General features: G+C 61.9%; 17 protein-coding genes and 1 pseudogene. 12 read left to right on the forward strand and 6 right to left on the reverse strand.

What is annotated here, in order from left to right:
* Positions 1 to 313: 313 nt before the first annotated feature.
* Positions 314 to 1198, reverse strand: a complete 885-nt coding sequence (locus PQR42_RS08495) for a beta-keto acid cleavage family enzyme (protein ID WP_408386377.1) — start codon at positions 1196 to 1198, stop codon at positions 314 to 316.
* Between the two features lie 117 nt (positions 1199 to 1315).
* Positions 1316 to 2722 (reverse strand): NAD-dependent succinate-semialdehyde dehydrogenase, encoded by a 1407-nt coding sequence (locus tag PQR42_RS08500; protein WP_408212730.1) that lies wholly within the window; start codon positions 2720 to 2722, stop codon positions 1316 to 1318.
* Positions 2723 to 2883: 161 nt separating this feature from the next.
* Between PQR42_RS08500 and PQR42_RS08505 the strand changes: the two genes are divergently transcribed.
* The 5 genes from PQR42_RS08505 to PQR42_RS08525 all read left to right on the forward strand — a co-directional run bounded on the left by PQR42_RS08505 (position 2884) and on the right by PQR42_RS08525 (position 8139).
* Positions 2884 to 3180: a DUF1330 domain-containing protein gene (locus tag PQR42_RS08505; RefSeq protein WP_408212728.1), complete on the forward strand. Its 297-nt coding sequence runs from the start codon at positions 2884 to 2886 to the stop codon at positions 3178 to 3180.
* Between the two features lie 417 nt (positions 3181 to 3597).
* The gene (locus PQR42_RS08510) at positions 3598 to 4374 is read left to right on the forward strand and encodes an enoyl-CoA hydratase/isomerase family protein (protein ID WP_408212725.1); all 777 of its coding nucleotides are present in this window, start codon (positions 3598 to 3600) and stop codon (positions 4372 to 4374) included.
* A 1-nt stretch (position 4375) separates the two neighbouring features.
* Complete coding sequence (locus tag PQR42_RS08515) at positions 4376 to 5641, forward strand: CaiB/BaiF CoA transferase family protein (RefSeq protein WP_408386375.1); 1266 nt, start codon at positions 4376 to 4378, stop codon at positions 5639 to 5641.
* A gap of 166 nt (positions 5642 to 5807) precedes the next feature.
* On the forward strand, positions 5808 to 7172 hold the full coding sequence (locus tag PQR42_RS08520) for an MFS transporter (RefSeq protein ID WP_408386373.1): 1365 nt from the start codon (positions 5808 to 5810) through the stop codon (positions 7170 to 7172).
* A 145-nt stretch (positions 7173 to 7317) separates the two neighbouring features.
* Positions 7318 to 8139, forward strand: coding sequence for a TetR/AcrR family transcriptional regulator (locus PQR42_RS08525; protein WP_408386371.1), 822 nt, complete (start codon positions 7318 to 7320; stop codon positions 8137 to 8139).
* Positions 8140 to 8151: 12 nt separating this feature from the next.
* Here PQR42_RS08525 and PQR42_RS08530 read toward each other — a convergent pair whose 3' ends face one another.
* Positions 8152 to 9114 (reverse strand): GlxA family transcriptional regulator, encoded by a 963-nt coding sequence (locus PQR42_RS08530; RefSeq protein WP_408386369.1) that lies wholly within the window; start codon positions 9112 to 9114, stop codon positions 8152 to 8154.
* A 149-nt stretch (positions 9115 to 9263) separates the two neighbouring features.
* On the opposite strand from PQR42_RS08530, the gene PQR42_RS08535 reads away from it, so the two are divergent.
* Positions 9264 to 9989, forward strand: coding sequence for a GNAT family N-acetyltransferase (locus tag PQR42_RS08535; RefSeq protein ID WP_408386367.1), 726 nt, complete (start codon positions 9264 to 9266; stop codon positions 9987 to 9989).
* Between the two features lie 73 nt (positions 9990 to 10062).
* Positions 10063 to 10940, forward strand: a pseudogene (locus tag PQR42_RS08540) (SDR family oxidoreductase).
* A 198-nt stretch (positions 10941 to 11138) separates the two neighbouring features.
* On the opposite strand, the gene PQR42_RS08545 reads toward PQR42_RS08540, so the two are convergent.
* Positions 11139 to 12083 carry a LysR family transcriptional regulator gene (locus tag PQR42_RS08545; RefSeq protein WP_408212706.1) on the reverse strand — a complete coding sequence of 315 codons (945 nt, stop codon included), beginning with the start codon at positions 12081 to 12083 and terminating at the stop codon, positions 11139 to 11141.
* A gap of 173 nt (positions 12084 to 12256) precedes the next feature.
* On the opposite strand from PQR42_RS08545, the gene PQR42_RS08550 reads away from it, so the two are divergent.
* Together PQR42_RS08550 and PQR42_RS08555 are read left to right on the forward strand one after the other, a co-directional pair.
* Positions 12257 to 13474 carry an FAD-dependent monooxygenase gene (locus PQR42_RS08550; RefSeq protein ID WP_408386364.1) on the forward strand — a complete coding sequence of 406 codons (1218 nt, stop codon included), beginning with the start codon at positions 12257 to 12259 and terminating at the stop codon, positions 13472 to 13474.
* A gap of 440 nt (positions 13475 to 13914) precedes the next feature.
* Positions 13915 to 14511, forward strand: a complete 597-nt coding sequence (locus PQR42_RS08555; RefSeq protein ID WP_408386362.1) for a hypothetical protein — start codon at positions 13915 to 13917, stop codon at positions 14509 to 14511.
* Positions 14512 to 14693: 182 nt separating this feature from the next.
* On the opposite strand, the gene PQR42_RS08560 is transcribed toward PQR42_RS08555, so the two are convergent.
* The gene (locus tag PQR42_RS08560) at positions 14694 to 15611 is read right to left on the reverse strand and encodes a LysR family transcriptional regulator (RefSeq protein ID WP_408386360.1); all 918 of its coding nucleotides are present in this window, start codon (positions 15609 to 15611) and stop codon (positions 14694 to 14696) included.
* Positions 15612 to 15818: 207 nt separating this feature from the next.
* On the opposite strand from PQR42_RS08560, the gene PQR42_RS08565 reads away from it, so the two are divergent.
* Positions 15819 to 17243, forward strand: coding sequence for an MFS transporter (locus tag PQR42_RS08565; protein WP_408386358.1), 1425 nt, complete (start codon positions 15819 to 15821; stop codon positions 17241 to 17243).
* A 33-nt stretch (positions 17244 to 17276) separates the two neighbouring features.
* On the opposite strand, the gene PQR42_RS08570 is transcribed toward PQR42_RS08565, so the two are convergent.
* Entirely contained in the window at positions 17277 to 18179 is a 903-nt protein-coding gene (locus PQR42_RS08570) for a LysR family transcriptional regulator (protein ID WP_408212691.1), read from the reverse strand.
* A 125-nt stretch (positions 18180 to 18304) separates the two neighbouring features.
* Between PQR42_RS08570 and PQR42_RS08575 the strand changes: the two genes are divergently transcribed.
* Both PQR42_RS08575 and PQR42_RS08580 read left to right on the forward strand, forming a co-directional pair.
* Positions 18305 to 19558: an MFS transporter gene (locus tag PQR42_RS08575; RefSeq protein ID WP_408493615.1), complete on the forward strand. Its 1254-nt coding sequence runs from the start codon at positions 18305 to 18307 to the stop codon at positions 19556 to 19558.
* Between the two features lie 11 nt (positions 19559 to 19569).
* On the forward strand, positions 19570 to 20457 hold the full coding sequence (locus tag PQR42_RS08580; protein WP_408386354.1) for an amidohydrolase family protein: 888 nt from the start codon (positions 19570 to 19572) through the stop codon (positions 20455 to 20457).
* The last annotated feature ends 28 nt before the right edge of the window (positions 20458 to 20485 follow it).

Consider the following 20485-nt stretch of genomic DNA (forward strand, 5'->3'; position numbering starts at 1 on the left):
AATAGATGCCGCGTTTCTTATGTCGGAACATCCAGGTCTCTTGCAGGAAAAGGATGAACCAGACATGAGTGAGGCGGCGGTATGGGTAGCCCAGGGATAGGCTACCGGTCAAAACCAATGCGCTTCGCAACGTAGCGCTCTTAGGGAAGGCGGCCCCGCTGTCCATCGGCTCCCGTTGGAACCAGGCCGGATTCCTAACCATCGACTGCGACTCATCGGACAGAAGCGCGCAGTCACATCGTCGCTCCAACACCGGCGTCCTCGATCCTGAACTGCGCCGATGATCCGGACCGTAGCACGCTCTCAAGCCGTTCTATTGGCGACGGGGAAGGCCAAGTATGCTGCGAGCCTCGTCGGGCGTTGCCACGTCCGCGCCGATGCTTTTGACGATACTGACCGCACGTTTGACCAGCGCTGCGTTGCCTGGCGCCAGTTCGCCTTTGGCAAGATAAAGATTGTCCTCGAGGCCGACGCGGACATGTCCGCCAAGAATCACGCTTTGAGCCACGATCGGAAATTGCGCGCGCGAGATACCAAATGCCGACCAACGGGCGTTCTCAGGCAGATAGCGCTTCATCTGAAGAAGGCTCTCGGTGTCGGCGGCCGCGCCCCATGGCACACCAAGACACAACTGGAACAGGGGAGCCTGCAGAATCCCCTGCGTTTCGATCAGGTGGCGCGCGAGGCGCACGTGCCCCAGATCGAATACCTCGATTTCCGGCTTCACGCCTGCTTCCTCGATCAAGGTTGCCATCTTGACCAGATGGTCGGGCACGTTCACGAATGCGCGACTGCCGAAGTTCATGGTCGCTACGTCCAGAGTGCAGATTTCCGGACGCAACTCGAGCACATGCTGGACGCGGGCCTCAGGCGTCATCATCGTACTCAATTCACTTCCCCGGTTCGGGTCTTCGTCGCTGGGAACGAAACGCGCACCCGGGCCCGTCGTCAGATTGATCAATATCGGGCACCCGCTATCGCGGATACGAGAAACGACTTCTCTGTAGAGCGACAACTCAGTGCTTGGAACGCCAGTCCTGGGGTCACGAACATGAATGTGGGCGATGCTCGCACCGGCTTCACATGCAGCAATCGCCTCATTGGCGATTTGCTCGGGCGTCACGGGCACTGCAGGGCTCAGCCGCGGCGTATCGTCGCTTCCAGTGAGTGCACAACTGATAATCGTCTTGCTTGTCATAGTGTTCGTTCAAAGGAAAAAAGAATGAAGCGCCACAATTCCGCGCCTCGCCATGTGACCGGCGTCGGGCGCCCGTCGACGGACATGACAATGAGCGGACGGCGCGCCGGGGTACGTTCAGGCGGCCCGCGCGGGGCCGAACGGTGCAGCCCCGACGGGCGCAACCCTGATCAGCTTTTTGTTGACGAATTCGTCGAAGCCCAGCTGAGAAAGCTCCCGGCCGAAACCTGAACGCTTGACGCCGCCGAACGGAAGTTCCGCCGACGTGCCGAACGGCTGATTGATGAACACCATGCCGCTGTCGATCTGTGCGGCGACCCGCTCGCCGCGTTCGGTATCCGCGGTGAACACCGACGCACCGAGACCGTACGGCGTGCCATTGGCGAGCGCAATCGCGGCGGCTTCGTCCTCGACGACGTGGAAGGCGGCGACCGGGCCGAACAGTTCTTCGGCGAACACCGGATTTTGCGGCGAGATGTCGGTCAGAACGGTCGGTTGCAAGTAGAAGCCCGGGCGCTCGACGCGCGTGCCGCCACACACGATGCGTGCGCCGTGCGAAGCCGCGCGATCGATCTGCTCAAGCAGCAGCGTCAACGCGCGCTCGGACGAAAGCGGGGCGACGGCGGTCGCCGGATCGGCTGGGTCGCCCGTCTCGAGCGCCGCCATTCGCTTCGCGAAGCCTTCAAGGAAAGCGTCCCCGCGCGCCTTGCCAACCACGATGATGCGCTTGGAACCCACGCAGCATTGACCCGCATTGAGCATGCGGCCCGCGACCGCGCTTTGGATCGCCCAGTCGAGCGGCGCATCGTCGAGCACGATGAACGGGTCGCTGCCGCCCAGTTCGAGCACGACCTTTTTCAGATTGCGGCCGGCACGCTCGGCGACGGCGGCGCCGGCGCGCTCGCTGCCCGTCAGGGTCACGCCTTGGACGCGCGGGTCGTCGATGACACGGCCCGCCTGCTCGATCGAGATGAACAGATTCGTATATACGCCTTCGGGCGCGCCTGCCTCCTCGAACAGTCGAGCGAAGGCCAACGCCGATTGCGGCACGCTTTCCGCATGCTTGAGCAGCAGGACGTTGCCCACCATCAGTTGCGGCCCGGCTACACGCGCAATCTGGTAGTACGGAAAATTCCACGGCTCGATGCCGAAGAGCACGCCGATTGGCTCGATGTGCACGGCTGCGCCGGGCGCTTCCGCAAGCGGGCGTGGTTGCAGATACGCATGCGCATGCTTGGCGTAGTAGTCGAGAATACTCGCCGACGATTCCACTTCCTTGCGCGCTTCGCCGACGCGCTTGCCCATTTCCAGCGTCAGATAGCCTGCGTATTCGTCGGCCTTTTCCCGCAACAGCGCAGCCGCGCGCGACACAATGCGCGCCCGGTCGCTGACGGGACGGCGGCGCCAGTCGGTTTCAAAAGCGCGCTGCGCGGCAGCGAGCTTCGCTTCGAGCAATGGGTCGGATATGTCGTCATAGGTGGCGAGCAGTTCGCCGGTAGCAGGATTGACAGTCGTGTACGGCATGAGGTTCTCCGCGAAAAGGTTGGCATTGAGTCATCGCATTGATTCATGTTAACACCGTTATCTCCTCCTCCGGCCACATTTTTTAGCCCAGGAATAACCCTCATTGATATTGATGTTAACGGCGTTACTATAGTCAGGTATTTTTCAACTGAGGAAGCGAAATGGCAAAGGGATATTGGGTGGCAGCGTATCGGGCGGTCCATGACGCAAGCAAGCTCGCGGCGTACGGCGTCCTCGCGACGCAGGTGGTGAAAGCGGCCGGCGGAAAATTCCTGGTGCGAGGCGGCGAGGTCGTTGCGTTCCAGGCGGGTCTCAAGGAACGGACCGTCGTGGTCGAATTCCCGAGTTTCGAACAGGCTCTCGCCACGTTTCAGAGTGAGGCTTATCAGAAAGCGTTAGTCGTACTGGGGAACGGAGCCGAAAGGGACGCGCGCGTCGTCGCGGGTGTCGACGACTGAGACACTCCCAGCAGGCTACCGAGGCCGCCGCCCGCACTGCATGACGGCGCGGGCGCTGTTCACTACGGAGCAGTCGGTATTCCATCGGTGTGACTTCCCTTCAGAACCTGGCGGCCAGGAACGTCGAGGCAGCAGGCCGCCCCTCCCCGCTCAGTTTTGATGTTCGGGTGGTGATCTTTCGCCGCTTGGCAATGGCTTTCAGCGACCCGCCCACGCCCGATGTCCAGGCTGTCCATGCGCGGAGTTCCCTACCGCGCTCTGCGTAGTCTGATTGTCTTTGCTACGACAGAGAAACGAACCTCTCCCGTTGTTACTTTTTTCAGCCAGGGAAAACGCTGGTATCAGTACCTCACTCACATGTTATGCTTGTTAACATATAAATCGAAAAACATCTGAACCTGACGAAATGGAGCAAAAATGGACGAAGCAATTGTTCTGAGCGAACTCAAAGGTCATGTGACGGTTCTTACGATGAACCGTCGCCCACACAACCTGATGGGTCCGACGCTGTATCGCGCGCTACTCGATGAATTCGACGAGGCAGTGAAACGCGGCTCGCGCGCGATCCTGCTGCGCAGCGGTCTGCGGCACTTCTCGGCCGGTGCCGAAGTGGCGCTTTTTCCGGACCGCATCGCCAAGCAAGGCAAGGCGCTGATGGATCCGCTTGAAGTGCTTCGCGGCTTCGAGACACTACCGATCCCGATCGTCGTCGCGGTGAACGGTACATGCCTCGGCGGTGGCTTCGAAGTGGCGCTCGCCTGCGACTTCAGCGTGGTCGCCGAATCGGCCAAGATCGGCTCAGTCGAGGTTGCGCTCGGCTTGCATCCGCTGCTCGGTGGCATCCAGCGTCAGGTGATGCGGGCCGGCCCGGCGCGTGCAAAAGAGCTCGCGATGCTCGGCCGCCGCTACGACGCGGCGACGCTCGAACGCTGGGGCTTGATCAATCTCGTTGTGCCCGACGACAAACTCGATGAAGTCGCGCTATCGGTTGCGCAGGAACTGGCGGCCGGGCCGACCATCGCGCATGCCGCGACCAAGCAGCTCGTGCGAGTCGCGGTCAACGAGGGTGTCGCTGCCGCCGACGAAGCGATGTTCGAACTGCAAAAGCCGATCTGGGCATCGCAGGATCTCAAGCGTGGACTGGAGGCCTTCGATAAGGCCGGCCCGGGTACCGCCACTTTCGAAGGGAATTGACATGGGCGGACCGCTCGAAGGACTCAAGGTCGTCGATTTTTCGCGCGTGCTGGCCGGTCCGCTGTGCGCACGCACGCTGGCCGATCTCGGCGCCGACGTTATCAAGATCGAGCCGCCGCGGCCCGATGTGTCGCGAGCTGCGTTCCCGAATCGCGACGGCATGTCCGGCTACTACGCGCAGCAGAATAGCGGCAAGCGCAACGTCAGCATCGATCTGAACGCGCCGCATGCACGCGAGCTTGTGCTACGCCTGTGCGACGAGGCGGACATCATCGTCGAGAATTTTCGGGCCGGCACGCTCAAGGGGTTCGGACTCGACTACGAGACGCTCGCGAGGCGCAATTCAAAGCTGGTCTACGTATCGATCACCGGCTACGGCCAGCGCGGCCCCTGGGCGTCGCGCATGGCCTACGCGCCGACCGTGCAGGCTGAAACGGGGTTCACGCACAACACATTGCGCCATTTCGACAGCGCGGGCGACGGCCGCAGGTGGACCGATCCCCTATCGCACGCGGACGTCTATGCGGGCCTGCAAGCGACGATCGCCGTGCTCGCGGCAGTGCGCAAACGTGAAGTAACCGGACGCGGCCAATACATCGACGTCGCGATGGCGGCCGTGATGCTGTCGATCAACGAACGCGCTCACCTTGATCTCGCAGGCGTCGATACGGGCGCCGAGCCGGGCATCCTCGGCGCCGCCGACGGCCCACATTTCGTCGGCCCCGGCGGCGAAGAGTTCGTGGCGGCGCAAAGCATCATCGGCAGCAACACGTTTCCGAACTATTTGCGTGCCATGCGCCGTATGGACCTTGCGCGGGATCCACGCTTCAGCACCGCTGAGCGCCGCCTGCAGAACTACAAGGCACTGCACGCAGTGATCCAGACGTGGATGCTGTCGTTCCGCGATCTCAGGACGCTCGATGCGCAGCTCGACGAGGCCAAGATCGCGATAGGCCAGATCCGTACGCTGAAGGAATTGGCCGAGACCGATTGGGCGAAGCAGTGGGGTGCTGTGCACGAGATCCCGGATCGCCGCGGCGGCTCGTATCTCATCCATGGCTATCCATGGCGCTTTTCCGATGACGAGCTTGGAATGCGCAGCGCGCCGGCGTTTCGCGGCGAACACAACGAGCAGGTGTTCCGCGGCGCGGGCTTGTCGGAAGGCGAGGTTCGCAAGGCGATTGACGCGGGCATCCTGGTCGGCGGGCCACCACCGTGCGCGAAGGAGATCGACGCCGCTGTTCTTGCGGAAGCACGGTCCGACTAGACGCAACCACGGGTCGGGGCGCGCCGTCTCCTTCTCCGGTCGATGCCGGCGTGCGGGTTTCAGGACGATCGGCCTCGGAGCGTATGTCGCAGAAGTGACCGGCGACCTTTGATAGCTGCGGTCCGCCTTGTATTACCGGTATCAACACAACACGTCGGAGGACCGAATGGAAGTGGTGAAGCAAGCCTGTGTAGACGGGTCATCGTCAGATGACAACGCCCTCCTGCGGAAGGCCTACGCTTCGGCGCAATGGAGGATACTGCCGATACTGTTTGGCTTATGGATGCTGGCGTGGGTCGGTCGTTCGAACGTTGCTTTTGCGAAGTTGCAGATGGTCGTGGATCTACGATTCAGCGAAACGGTATATGGATTGGGCGCCGGGCTTTTCTTCGTCGGCTATGTGCTGTTCGGCGTGCCGACGACCATGTTGCAAAAGAAGTTCGGTGCACGCGCCGTGCTTGCCGGTGTCGCCGGCGGCTGGGGCATGACGAGTGTTGCGATGACGTTCGTCAATAGCGCACCGACGTTCTACGCGTTGAGGTTCCTGCTCGGTGTGTTCGAGGCCGGTTTCTACCCAGGTGTTGTGTTGTACTTCAATGCGTGGTTCCCGGGCAAACGGCGTACCCGCAATTTCAGCATCTTCCACTCAGGGTCGCTCTTCTCGCCGGTCACGATTGGCTTGGCAGGGGGATTCGTGCTCGAGCACTTAAACGGACTGGCCGGCTTTCAGGGCTGGCGATGGATGTTCTTCACTCAGGCCATCCCTACGATCGTGTTGGCGTGCGTCGCGTTCATGATACTTCCCGATCTGCCCGGCGGCGCGAAGTGGCTTTCGGCGCGACAGCGTAAGCTCATCGAGGACGATCTCAGGAAGAATGCCGAAACGATGGACGACATCGGCGAAGACGAGCGTCCGCTGTTACTCAACCCCGCTGTCTGGATCCTGAGCGCCGCCTACTTCTGCCTCCTTGCCGCCACGGCGGCACTGTTTTTCTTCTCGCCGACGATACTTCGTGAGGCGGGATTCGGCGGGTACAAAGAGATTGGCCGTGCAGTTGCCGGTGCCTGCATTCTGGGGGCACTGGGCAATGTGCTCATCTGCAGCATCGGGGGCGCCCCGCATCGCCGCCGGATCTTCTGTGCGCTGGCGTCGGTCTTCACTGCGGCCAGCCTCTCGGCGCTCGTTTTTGTTTGGCACAGTAGTACCACCGCGACTTTCTTCCTGCTTGTTCTTGGCTTCGCCGGAACGGGGGCTGGTATAACGCTCTTCTGGCAGATGTCTGTCGGCCTGCTCAGCGGTAAGTCGCTGGTGGTTGGCGTGCCGTTAATCAGTTCCGTCGCCAACGTCGCGGGCTTCGTCACGCCCTTTGTGATCGGGTATGTTCGCGACGCAACGGGAACTTATGCGAGTGGATTCATCATGGTGGCCTGTGTCCAGGCACTTGGCGTCGTTGTTCTTCTGTTCGGCGTGCAGCGCATTGTCAGGAGGCGATCGCGCGTTGGCGACATATCGGTTCAAAGCGCAACGTGATTAGTCGATGCCGACGTGGGCGCGGCAGGTGCTCGCGGCAAGTGCCCGCTTTGTGCACCGAAATGCCGCTCCGGGCGCTGCGCACCTCTGAGCGGCCCGGCATGCGATGCATCCCGACGCCCAGCCGCGCAACTGAGCCGCTAGAATGCGTGTAGCGGCATACGCTTGTTTAGCGCGTGAGCCGCGATATTGCGTGCCTCTCCGCGCAGAATTTATAATCATTTCCTTGTTTTGCTCCTCGAACGAAGGTCACGTGAGTCCCAAGTCATCTATCGCGAAGAATGCGGATTACCACCATGGCAATCTGCGCAACGCGCTCATCGAAGCGGGGCGCAGCGCGCTCATGGAGGTATCGGCACAAGACTTGAGCCTGCGTTACCTCGCGCGCATGGTGGGCGTATCAGAAGCCGCGCCCTCGCGACATTTCGCGGGTATCGACGAACTGCTGGCCACGATCGCGGCGAGCGGTTATCGTGACCTCGCTGCGCTGCGCGTTGCGATCCGTGACAGCGAGGATACGGCGCTTGCCAAAGCGTACCGGATGATGCGGGTGTATGTTGAGTTCGCGCAGCACCACAATGGGCTGTTCAGTCTGATGATCGGGCCTCGCATCGTGGCGCATCAAGCGTATCCAGAACTCATCGAGGAAAGTAACAGGTCTTTTGGGTTGTTTTCCGAGACGATCGAGGCGCTGGCTATCGAGAGTGGTTGGGCCCACTCCGATCTCAAGCTCGTGACTCATACCGCGTGGAGTATGGAGCATGGTCTCGCCACGCTGATCCTGGCGAACCGCGCGCCGCGCGCGGACACGAAAGTGGCGATACCAAAGTTGATCGACTTTGTCGTGATGACGCTACTTGGCGCCATCACGGCGGGTCCGGATCATCTCCAGAGCGTGATTCAGCAATGCGCCCTCTTGCAGAAGCCAGCGGTTACGCGCACCGCTCGAAAGCGCGCCAAAGCGTAGTCGTCGCAACAGCTAGCGCATTTCGGCGCGAAGTTCCCGCACTCCGCGGCCGAGCCTGCGACGCAGCAAAGTCCGCAATGTCGCCGTGTCGGCGTAGCCAACCTCGCTCGCGATTGTGTCGAGGTCGTAGCCAATCGAGACGAGGTTCTGCGCCCGTTCGATTCGCAGGTCCTGGAAGAACGCCAGCGGCGACTTACCCAGCACTGCCTCGGTACGGCGTTGCAACGTGCGGGGTCCGACGGACAATGCAGCCGCTGCCGCGTGAAGCGAAAACCCCAAGGAAAGATTGTCGCGAGCCCATCGCTCGAATCGCGCGACCAATGGATCGGCGTGCGCAAGGTGATCGGGAATGATGTAGTCGGCCTGGGACGAACGCTTGTCAATGAGCATGAAGCGGGCAACGAGCGTCGCAAGTTCGGGACTTGCCTGACGCAACAGCCATAGCGCAAGGTCGAGATGACCCATCGCGGAACCCGCCGTCACGACGCGATCCGAGGCGACGACCATGCGTGAATCATCCAGATTGACGGCCGGATAGCGTTGGCGGAAGAAAGGTGCCAGTGACCACGTGGTCGTCGCCTCGCGATTATCCAGAAGCCCGGCTTCGGCCAGCAGGAACGTGCCGATGCAGGCGGCCGCGACGCCGACGCCGTCAGCATGCCAGGCACGAAGGTACGCCATCGCGTCGCGCACGTCTGGACGCTCCAGTGCCTCGATCAGGCGCTCCGGCTGTCTGACATTCGGCGCGGGCACCACCACCCAATCCGGGCGGGGAACGGTGTTTGCCGGTTCGACTGGGGTCGACAATCCATGCGCGGTACGAATGCGTCTGCGTACGCCAACGAGCCTTACATCGAAGGGCGGTGCGGCGAACCCTTGGGCAGCAGCCAGTTCGTTGGCCGTCGCAAAAGTATCCAGCAGTACCGTGAGCCCGGTGTCGAATAGGCCGTCAAGCGCGAAGATGACCAGTCTCATGTCGCAAATAACTCCATTAATGTCATTTACGACTATAGCCCCGCTCCGGTCGGACGTCTAGACTGCACAGCAATGCGGCCGAGATCATGCGCTGGCTGAACCTTCAGTCAATCCGCTAACTCACGGCTGCGCTTGCAAAAGGAGAAAGCATGAGCGGTTCGAAAGAAGCTGACCTCGACCGCCCGATCTGGGCGGCCCTCACCACGAAGCAGGCGCACCTTGGATATGGAGATGCGTCGGCCCGTCGATACCACCCCGATGTGGCGCCCTTTGCTGCCCTGGCATTCGAAACGCCCGCGGCATACCAGGCGCTCCTTCAGCTTCTGTTGCCTCACGAGCAGGCAGCCCTTCTATCCGATGAACCGGCCGGTCCAATCGACGGGCTTCAAATGACGCACGTGGGCGTGATCCATCAAATGATCGCCCGGCACCGCGAAGTAGCGAGCACGCACGACGACGAGGTGAGCCGGATGAGTGACGCGGATGCGAAAGACATGCTCGATCTGGTCCAAAAGACCAAGCCCGGCCCTTTCGGCAAACGAACTCGCGAGATGGGCAACTACATTGGGATTCGCGAGCGGGGGCGTCTTATTGCGATGGCCGGCGAGCGGATGCGCGTCGACGGATACGTTGAGATCAGTGCCGTTTGCGTAGACGTGGACTATCGGGGGAAAGGCCTTGCTGGCCGGCTCGTAAAAGTCCTGCGTAGAGAAATTGAGCAGCGAGGGGAAACGCCGTTTCTCCACGTGTTCAGTGACAACCTCTCTGCGATTGGATTGTATGAGCGTCTCGGCTTTGAATTGCGCCGCACGTTCCACCTTACCCGCGTCGGACATGCTGATTCGCTTTCGACTGCAGTTCCTAAGCCCATTTAGGGAAAGGTCGAAATGGGGCTAACCATTTTCCTGCTCCTTCCCCCTCCTCCCCAGCCAGCGAATGGAACTCATCATGCTCAAGAACATCCTCATTACCGGGGCCAGCAGCGGCTTCGGCCGCGACACCGCAGAGACGCTCGCACACGCCGGACATCAGGTATTCGCGTCCATGCGCGACGTCGCCGAGCGTAATCGGCCGCACGCCGAGGCCTTGCAAGCCAAGGGAATCCATGTCATCGAGCTTGACGTGACAGACGACACTTCCGTCGAGCGCGGCGTGAATTCAGTGCTCGAAAAGGCGGGACGCCTCGACGTCCTCGTCAACAATGCGGGCATCGGCTCGGCGGGCATCTCCGAAGCGTTCACGACAGAGCAGCTACGCGCGCTTTTCGATGTGCACGTATTCGGCATCCAACGGACACTGAGGGCGTCTTGCCGGCTTTCAGGGAACAGGGTGACGGCCTGGTTATCAATATCGGATCGATCCTCGGCCGGGTGACCTTCCCTTTTTTCGGCCTATATGGCGCGTCGAAGTTCGCAATCGAAGCACTGACCGACAGCTACCGCTATGAGTTGTCGAAGTTGGGCATCGATGTGGTTCTCGTCCAACCCAGCAACTATCCGACGAATATTTTCGCCAGCGCCCAACGGCCCGGCGACGCCGGGCGGGGCCTTGGCTACGGCGAAATCGGCGCGATTCCGGACAGGATGGTGGAGACGCTGATGGCGTTGTTCGAAAGCGACGACGCTCCGAACCCTCACGACGTAGCCGAAGCAATTGTCCGGATAGTTGCGCAACCAAACGGCACGCGTCCCGCACGTTTGGTCGTGGGGCAGTCATTCGGCGCCGACGCGATCAACGCTCAAGCAGTGTCGATCCAGGCCCAGTTGATCGAGGGTCTCGGTCTCGGACAGCTCACGGAAGCGCGAATGGGCCCGGCGGCAGCTTGAAAATATGACTCGGGCCGGAGCCAATGCCGGTCCAACCGGCCTGTTACCGTCCGTTTCATGCTGGCTAACCGACGCAGGTCTGCCAGCCGGGCCGGCCGCCTTAGTCGAAGACCGCGAGCGCGGCCATGCCCTTGGGTTGACACCCACGCGGTCTCGATCGGCCGTGATCGAGGCCACCGGGCCTTTCGACGTTGAGTGCTATTTCTTTTGCAGCACCCCTTCTTTGCGCACATGCGTTGCCGTGTCCGCAAACAGATCGATCACTACCCCGCGCAGCCAGCGATTGTCTTCGTCCTGGTGGACTCGTGTGTGCCAGAGCAGATGGATCGGCGCGGCGGGCAGCGTCATGGGCAACGCGCACAGGTTGAGCGAGAAAGGGGTTGCCAGTTGCAGGGCAAGTCGCTCCGGCACCGTGGCGATCAGATCGGTGCGTTGCAGGATGTAGCCCACGCTCATGAAGTGCGGCACCGTCAGGCGCACCTGACGCCGTATGCTGCGCCGTTTCAGCCATTCCTCCACCTGCCCGTGGCCGGTGCCGGCCGACACGACCACGAGATGCTCGGCCTCGCGCCATGCAGCGAGCGTGAGCGGCACGTCCTCCAGCGGATGACCGCGCCTGAACAGGCAGACATAGCGCTGATCAAACAGGCGGCGCTGATAGAAGCCACCCTTGAGTTGCGGCAGCAAGCCAATGGCCAGATCGACCCGGCCGTCGGCCATCTCGTTGCTCAGATTGACGCTTGTATCGCGGACGGTATTGAGTGCGACGCCCGGCGCGACGCGCGACAGTCGTTCGAGCAGCGCGGGCAGAAAAACGACTTCGCCGATATCGGTCATGCCGATCGTCATGGTGCGCATCGCGCGCAGCGGATCGAAACCAGTCACCGGATTCAGTGCGGCGTGCAGGGTGGAGAGCGCCTGCGAGACCGGTTCCGCCAGGCGCAGCGCGAATGGCGTGGGCACCACTCCGCCCGGCCCGCGCACGAACAGGGGATCGCCAAGCCGGCGACGCAGCTTGGCGAGCGCGTTGCTGACGCCGGGCTGGCTCATGTTCATCTGCTCGGCGACGGTCGCCACGCGCCGTTCCTGCATCAGTCGCTGAAAGAGCAGCAGCAGGTTGAGGTCGATTTCGCTTAGTTCCATGACTCACGCATAGCCGGTTCTCATTCAATCCAGTGATGAAGAAGATTCATTCCATCTTATTGAGGAATGAACGTCTAGTGCTGAAAATACTGACACGGCACCCGCATTCGACATGGCGCCGGGACATGCCATGGCGGCCCAAACCCCTATATCTGGATATCGGAGACACAGTCATGAAACGGATGGATCTAAAGATTGCGATCGTGGGCGCCGGCGTCGGCGGTCTTACGCTTGCGCTCGCGCTGCGCGAGCATGGAATCGATGCGCAACTCTACGAGCAGACCGAAGAGCTGCGCGAAGTGGGCGCGGCCGTCGCGCTCTCGGCCAACGCGACGCGCTTCTACGAGCGCATGGGACTGCGTCCGGACTTCGAAAAGGTGTGCGCGGAGGTGCCGGGCCTCATCTATCGCGACGGACGCAGCGGTGCGGTGATCGGCCATCATCGCGGCACGCCCAGCTATCGCGAGCAGTTCGGCGGCTCGTACTGGGGCATTCATCGTGCTGATCTGCAGGCGGTGCTGTCCAGAGCCGTCGGCCTTGAACGCATCAAGCTCAGCCATCGGCTGGTCGATCTCGTGCAGCACCCGGATCGCGTGTGTCTGGCGTTCGATAACGGTCAGCGCATCGACGCCGACCTCGTGATCGGCGCCGACGGGGCGCGCTCGATCACGCGGCGTTGGATGCTTGGCTATGACGACGCCCTGTATTCGGGTTGTTCAGGCTTTCGCGGCGTGGTGCCGGCTGAACGCATGGACCTGCTGCCCGATCCCGAGACCATCCAGTTCTGGGTCGGGCCCGGCGGCCATCTGCTGCACTATCCCATCGGCGACAAGGGTGACCAGAATTTCCTTCTGGTCGAGCGTCATCCGTCGCCGTGGCCGTTACGCGACTGGGTGATGCCCGCCAGCGAGGGCGAGCAACTACGCCTGTTCAAGGACTGGCATCCGGCCGTCGTGCAGATGATTGCGGCTGTGCCGATCAGTCAGCGCTGGGGCTTGTTCCACCGTCCCCCGCTCGGCCGCTGGAGCAAGGGCCGCGTGACGCTGATCGGCGATGCCGCGCATGCGCTTGTGCCGCATCACGGCCAGGGCGCCAACCAGTCGATTGAAGATGCCGTGGTGTTGGCCGCTCAATTGGCCGCGGCGGGTCCAGGCAATTGGCGCGAGGCGCAGGAAGCCTACGAGCGCCTGCGCCGGGGCCGCACGCGCAAGGTGCAGTACGCGTCGATAACCACCGCGGACGTGCTGCATCTGCCCGACGGACCGGCCGCGCAGGCCCGCAACGCCCGCCTCGGCGCGCGCGACAGCATGCTGAATCACCTGGACTGGATTCACGATTTCGATGCGCTTACGGAAGAGCCGAGTGAACGGCAGGGTGGCACCTGGCTTTGAGCAAGCCCTGTTTGAGCGATTCCTGCGCGCATCAAAGTCGCTACGCGGCGCGTAGGCGTTTCGACTGTGCGTTGTCTCTCGAAAGGGGAAGTTCGAATCCGCCCCCGACGTTCGCCAACGTTGAAAACCCGAGAGCGTCGTGATTGGGTCCGAAAAATCCGCCGTAACCCGCATTGATCGAATGTGAACCCATAGCCCAGCTTGCTTTTCAGGAACAGGCCGCCCGTCGCAAATTCGACGCTGCGGCAAGTCAACTCAGAACGGAGCAGAGATTCGATATTGAGGTTGGAACCGGCGTCTGGCGCAGACTCGCACCCAAGCTGGCGAGGATCCGAAAACGGAATAAAGAGCCAGCCGATCTGTTATCCGAGAGGCGAACGTAGCTTTTCCCTTCAACAGATGTCAGCAATGACGCCGTAAAGCCAGCGGAGGAACACCCGATGACAATCAAGATTACCGGCACCAGCATTCCATTAATCCGAGCCAGGGCCACGGCCACGATTGAACGCTTCACAGCAACGCAGCGTGCGGGCCGCCCGCATTTTTATTTCGACCGGTTTTGCCTCGACCATGCCGTCGATGCGATTTTCAGAGACAACATGACCTTCGTGTCGACGACCGATTTTCTGTCCGAAGTGATAGCGCGCAGCGCAGCGGCGCATGACGAACTCAATGCGCAGAAATTGGCCTGGCGGGGCCGTACCGCGGGCAACTACATCCGCATTGGGCAAATTTCCCCACTTCATCGGGCGGCGGTGCTCAACCTTATCGCAAACAACAATGCGGCGCCGGGCCACGACCGCGGAGCCCACACGACCAGTCCCGTTCCTACTGGCGGTGGCAGCACGCGGGAATACGACCTCACAGCAAGCCGCGCCGGCCGCCTGACCGTGCGCACGCTGAATCAGCGTCGGGCCTACTATTATTCGCGCCACCATGCCGCGGCGACCTATGAGTATTTGCTGATCACCGACGATTCCGGCCGGCCAATCTTCCGTGGTGCGCTGCCGGCGACTGTGATGCAAGTACCTGCATGAGACGAAGAGCGCCCGCCCGGATCGGACCGGCTCGACGCCGACGGCGACAGCCGGAAGCCGCCCGATGAGTAAATCGGATCATTCGATTCGACGCCGCACAGGACGCCCAGCCATGCGCTCCCAGGACCGCGTTTTTTCCGTTAATTCGTTTGAATAAAGGTCGCACGAAACCTTTGTCATCGTTAGCGATCAGTCAACTGCGCGATGAGCGCCTTCGTGGCCGCCGTCAACGTTTCGCCGCGCTTCGTGCCGACGCAAACCTGACGAAGCGCCCACGGCTCGTCCAGCGGCACGATGGTCACTTTGTCGAAATCCTCTTTAGGCAGCATGCTTTCCGGCTGAATCGTCACGCCCAGATTCGCCTTGACGAGAGCACGGGCCGCTTCCATCGTGCTCACCTTGTATTTCATGCGCAGCTCCCGGCCGAGCGCTGTCGCCGCGTTGCGCAACTGCGTCATCATCGACGTGGTTGGCGAGATGCCAACCAGGCTCTCTTCGAGCAAATCCCGGGTCGTTACGCTCGCTTGATCGCCAAGCGGGTGTCCGCGCGGCACAACGGCAACCAGACGGTCCGCACGGTATTCGACGATGTCGAGCCTCTCGCTGTCGACATCGTCAGTGTCATAGAACACCGCCACATCGGCGTTACCGGATACGACGGCATTCACCGCGTTGACGTTCGCATCTTCCTGTAATTCGATGTCGACCAGTGGGAAGTCTCGCGTGAATTCGGCGATTTCCCGTGCCAGAAAATGGACAATGATTGTGCTGGTGGAACTGATGCCGATATGGCCGCGCACGCCCTCGGTAAACTCGTTGATCTCGCGGCGCATGACATCGAGGTTCGCAAATAGCAGGCGCACGTGCCGCGCCAGCACTTCGCCTGCGGGGCTCGCCACCATCCCATTCGGGAAACGGTCGAACAGATTAATGCCGGCTACGTCCTCGAGATCCTGAATCCGCCTGGTCGCCGCGGATGGCGTGATGTTCTCCCGCAACGCGGCGCGGCGGATCTGCCGTTCCTCCACCACGGTCAGAAACAACCTCAACGTGAACAGGTCGATTCGCCTGGTCAGGGTATGGACGCTTAGTCCGGTCATTGTGCCTCCTTGCACTGTCTTCCCGATCGCCTGGATGCGCACCAGCTCATCGCCCCTCGGCGTGGTGCCATGTGTCCACTGCGGATAGTGCTGTCGATGACAAAAGATCAACACCGGATTCAAAAAACGGCAATCGCCTTTCGCAAAGCCGCTTTCTACTATAGCGAAGCATGTCCAGATCGCTACGCAACGCACACCAGCAATGTTATGAAAAATTCCCCATCACACTCCAGTTCACTTGGGCCGCTGCCTTACGTTGTGGCCGTAACCTTCTTCATTGAGTATCTCGACAGCACCGTCATCGCGACTGCGCTGCCGCAGATGACGCACTCGTTCGGGGCGAGCCTCAACGCGCTCAGTCTCGGGATGAGCGCCTACATGATCGCGGTCGCGATTTTCATTCCGGCGAGCGGTTGGGTCGCCGATCGCTTCGGATCGCGCAGTGTGTACTTCTCGGCAATCGTCACGTTCACTGTCGCTTCGTTGCTGTGCGCAATCTCGCGGAATGTAGTCGAATTCACCGCCGCACGGGTGCTGCAGGGTCTCGGAGGTGCGCTGATGGTGCCCGTCGGACGCCTGATCGTCGTGCGCACCACCGACAAGAAGCAACTCATGCAGGCCATCAACACGATCACGTGGCCCGGCGTCGTCGCGCCTTTGGTCGGGCCGGCGTTGGGCGGTTTCATTACGACTTACGCGTCCTGGCGCTGGATCTTTCTGCTCAATCTGCCTGTCTGCCTCGCCGCGTTGGCCGCCGTGCTGAAATGGGTACCGAACCTGCGCAGCGCCGAACGTCGCCCCTTCGATATGATCGGCCTCGCGCTGAGCGGGTTGGCGTTGACGGCTATCCTGTATGGCGCGGATATGGCAAGCCAGCCGGGCACGAACCCGCTGGTGGGTCTTGGCATCGTCGCGGCCGGCCTCGCTATTGGTTGCGTTGGGTTTTATCAGGCGCGCCGCCAGCGGCATCCGCTGATCGATGTGACCACGCTCGACATTCCGACGTTCTCGGTGACGGTCGTCACAGGGACGGTGACGCGCATCGCCATCGGTGCCGTACCGTATCTGCTGCCGCTGATGTTACAGATCGGCTTTGGACTGTCGGCGTTCAAATCCGGACTGCTGTTGATCGTCAGCGCAGTCGGCAATCTCGGCATGAAAACCCTGACAACGCCGATCTTGCGGCGCTACGGCTTCAGGCGAGTCGCCATCGTCGACTGCGTGGTAGGTGGCGTCTTCACCATCGCATGCGGACTGCTGACGCCCGAGTCGCCGCTCATGTGGATTCTGTTCGTCGTCTTCGTCTATGGGATCACGCGCTCCATGCAATTTGCCATGTTGGCGATGCTTGCGTATGCCGATGTCCCTCCCGAGCAGACGAGTGCGGCCAATACGCTTTGGAACGTGGCGTACCAGTTGGGCATTGGCCTCGGCATCGCTTTTGGCGCGCTGGCACTGCGCGCGGCGTCTACGGTCAACGGCGCTCCGGGCGCGCAGGAGTTCACGCTCCACGATTTCCGGTTCGCGTTCCTGTGCGTGGGTGTTCTGATGATCGTGTCGATGTACGGGTATATGAAGCTCGCCCGGGATGCCGGGCACACGGTGAGCGGCGCGACAGCAACAAAGCAGTAATCGGCCATGCGCAAGGTCGATGCTTCGGGTCCTCTACGCCAGTGAGCTTGCAGGGTAAGGCTCAATCAATTCCGCGAAACGGTCAGCGAGCGTCTGCCTTGCACGGGCTGGCCAGATCGCGCTGAGTTCGAAGCGCGGCAGCGCGGCGCCGTCGATGATCTCGCACAGCCTGACTCCGCTAAATTGCAATGCCCGCACCGAACGCGGCAGCAGCGACACACCGCACCCCGCGGCGACGCAGGCGAGCACGGTCAGCGACCGGTTCGCGTCCTGCACGATCTCCACCGCGCAATCCGCCTGCCGGAACGCGCTCAGGATGCCCGCGCGAATGTTGGGTAACTGGCCCTGCGGGAACCACACGAGCCCGTGCTGCGCCAGTTCGCGTAGCGACACACTCGCGCCGGCCTCCAACGGAAACGTCGCCGGCAACACCGCGATTAATTGCTCCCGCGCGATCAGCTTCTCCCGCATCTTGCCCGCGACCGCCACCGGCGTATGCAGCAAGCCGATATCGATTTCCCCTTTCTCGAGCGCACTTGCCTGCTCCGCGTTGCTCATCTCGCGCAGCACCAGCTCGACATCCGGCACCGATGCGCGCAATGCCGCAATAGCGCGCGGCAGCACCTCGAACAATGCCGCCGACGCGAAACCCACCGTCAAACGCCCTGCCCGTTGCGCGCCGATTTCGCGCGCGCGGTGCGAGGCGGCGTCGATTCTCGCGACGCTCATCCGCACATCCTCGACGATCGCAAGCCCCGCGGCGGTAAGGTCCGCACCACGCCGCGTCCGGTTGAACAGCTTGACGCCCAGCTCCTTCTCCATGCGCGTGAGCGCCTGACTCAGCGCGGGTTGCGCGATGTTCAGCCGTTCAGCGGCGCGCGTGACGCTGCCTGCATCGGCGACGCAGAGGAAGTACTTCAGGTTGCGCGTATCCATATTAAAACGATATGAAAAATGATCATTTGCATCATATATCTTTATCCAATCGCTCACTAGAATGCCTCCACATGCGATGCGGAAAATAGACCGCCGCGACGAAAAACCATCGTCAGGAGACAAAGATGAACTGGTACCGCGAGATATCGACACTGGAAAAACGCACCCTGTGGAGCTGCTTTGCCGGATGGGCGCTCGACGGCGTGGACACGCAGTTGTTCAGCCTCGTGATCCCGACCCTGCTCGTGACCTGGGGCATCGGCAAAGGCCAGGCGGGCTTGATCGGAGGCGCAACGCTAGTTGCCGGTGCGTTGGGCGGACTGCTTGCGGGCATGCTGTCGGACCGTTACGGCCGCGTGCGCGCGTTGCAGATCACCGTGATCTGGTTCTCGCTCTTCACCTTTCTCAGCGCCTTCGCGCAGAACTTCGAACAGTTGCTTGTTCTCAAGGCTTTGCAAGGTGTGGGCTTTGGCGGCGAATGGACCGCGGGCGCCGTGCTGTTGAGCGAGACCATGCGCGCGGAGCATCGCGGCAAGGCGATGGGCATCGTGCAAAGCGCGTGGGGGTTTGGCTGGGCGGGCGCAGTACTTCTGTACACGCTGGTTTTCTCGTTCGTGCCGCCGGATTGGGCGTGGCGGTTGCTGTTCGGCATCGGCGTGATTCCTGCCGGCCTCGTGCATTATCTGCGCCGTAACGTGGTCGAACCGCCACGCGCCGCCGCGCCGGCCGCGTCGCCGAGGCAGGCGCTCCCCGCCGCACGGAATATCTTCGACCGGTCGGTGATTCGCACGACGATCGTGGGCGCGCTGATCGGTGTCGGGGCGCACGGCGGCTATCACGCGATCACGACATGGCTGCCGACTTACCTCAAGACCGAGCGGCATCTGTCAGTGCTCGGCACCGGTGGGTATCTTGTCGTCATCATTACGGCGTTCATCTGCGGCTGCTTCGTGAGTGCGTGGCTCCAGGACCGCATCGGCCGCCGGCTCAATGTGATTCTCTTCGCCGTATGCTGCATCGCGACGGTCAATCTCTACGTCTTCCTGCCGATGGGCGACACGGCCATGCTGTTCCTCAGCTTTCCGCTGGGCCTCTTTGCTGCCGGCATCCCCGCCACGCTCGGCGCCCTGTTCAACGAACTCTATCCGCAAGGCATTCGCGGCACCGGCGTGGGCTTTTGCTACAACTTCGGACGGATCGTCTCCGCAGGTTTTCCGGTGCTCGTCGGACACATGGGCAACTCGATGCCGCTCGGCTCGGCGCTCGGCATCGATGCCGGCATTGCCTACGGACTCGTGGTCGTGGCCGCGCTCATGCTGCCGGAAACGAAGAACCGCCGGATCGCGACGGTGGCGGCCAACGCCGCGAGCCGCGCCTAACGGGGAAACACATGATCGACGAACAGATTCAATCGATGCAGACACGCGGCACTGCGGTGGCGGACCAGTGGTACCACACCAAAGACCAGCGGATCACCGCAATCGACGCGCACGCCCACGTGTTCGTACGCGGCTTGCCGCTTGCGCAACAGCGTCGCCACGCGCCGGATTACGACGCAACGGTGGAGGCCTACGCCGGTCACTTGCTGTCGAACGGTGTCTCGCACGCCGTGCTCGTGCAACCCAGTTTTCTTGGTACCGACAACTCCTTTTTCCTCGACGTGGCGAAGCGCTATCCGCGACGTTTTCGTGGCGTGGCGGTCGTGGATTGCGCAGTCGCCGACAACGAGCTCGCACTGCTCGATAGCACAGGTGTAGTGGGTATCCGCTTGAATCTCGTCGGCTTGAAGCTTCCTCAACTGACCGCACCCGATTGGCGGCGGCTGTTCGCGCGTGTCAACGCGCTCGGCTGGCATGTCGAGGTTCACCGTCAAGCCGTGGACTTGCATGCCGTTGTCGGGCCGCTGCTCGAGCAGGGCTGCACGGTGGTCGTGGATCACTTCGGCCGGCCCGATCCGCGCACTGCTGCTGACGATCCAGGCTTCAAGTATCTGCTGTCGCTTGCCGCTACCGGACGCGTCTGGGTGAAGTTGTCGGCGGCTTACCGGAGCGCGGAGAACGATGACGGTATGGCATTGGGCACCGCTCTCGCGAGCCAGCTTCTCGACGCCTACACGCCCGCGCGACTGGTCTGGGGCAGCGACTGGCCGCATACGCAGCACCAGCAACTCGTCGATTACACCGCGACCCGGCGGGCACTCGATCACTGGGTTCCGGACGCGGCGCAGCGCGCGTCTATTTTGACGAGCTCGGCGCGCACGCTTTATCGATTCGAATAAGCGCTCGGCCTGGCGGCGGCCAATCCGC

Source organism: Paraburkholderia sediminicola (genome assembly GCF_046027355.1).
GTDB lineage: Bacteria > Pseudomonadota > Gammaproteobacteria > Burkholderiales > Burkholderiaceae > Paraburkholderia > Paraburkholderia sediminicola_B.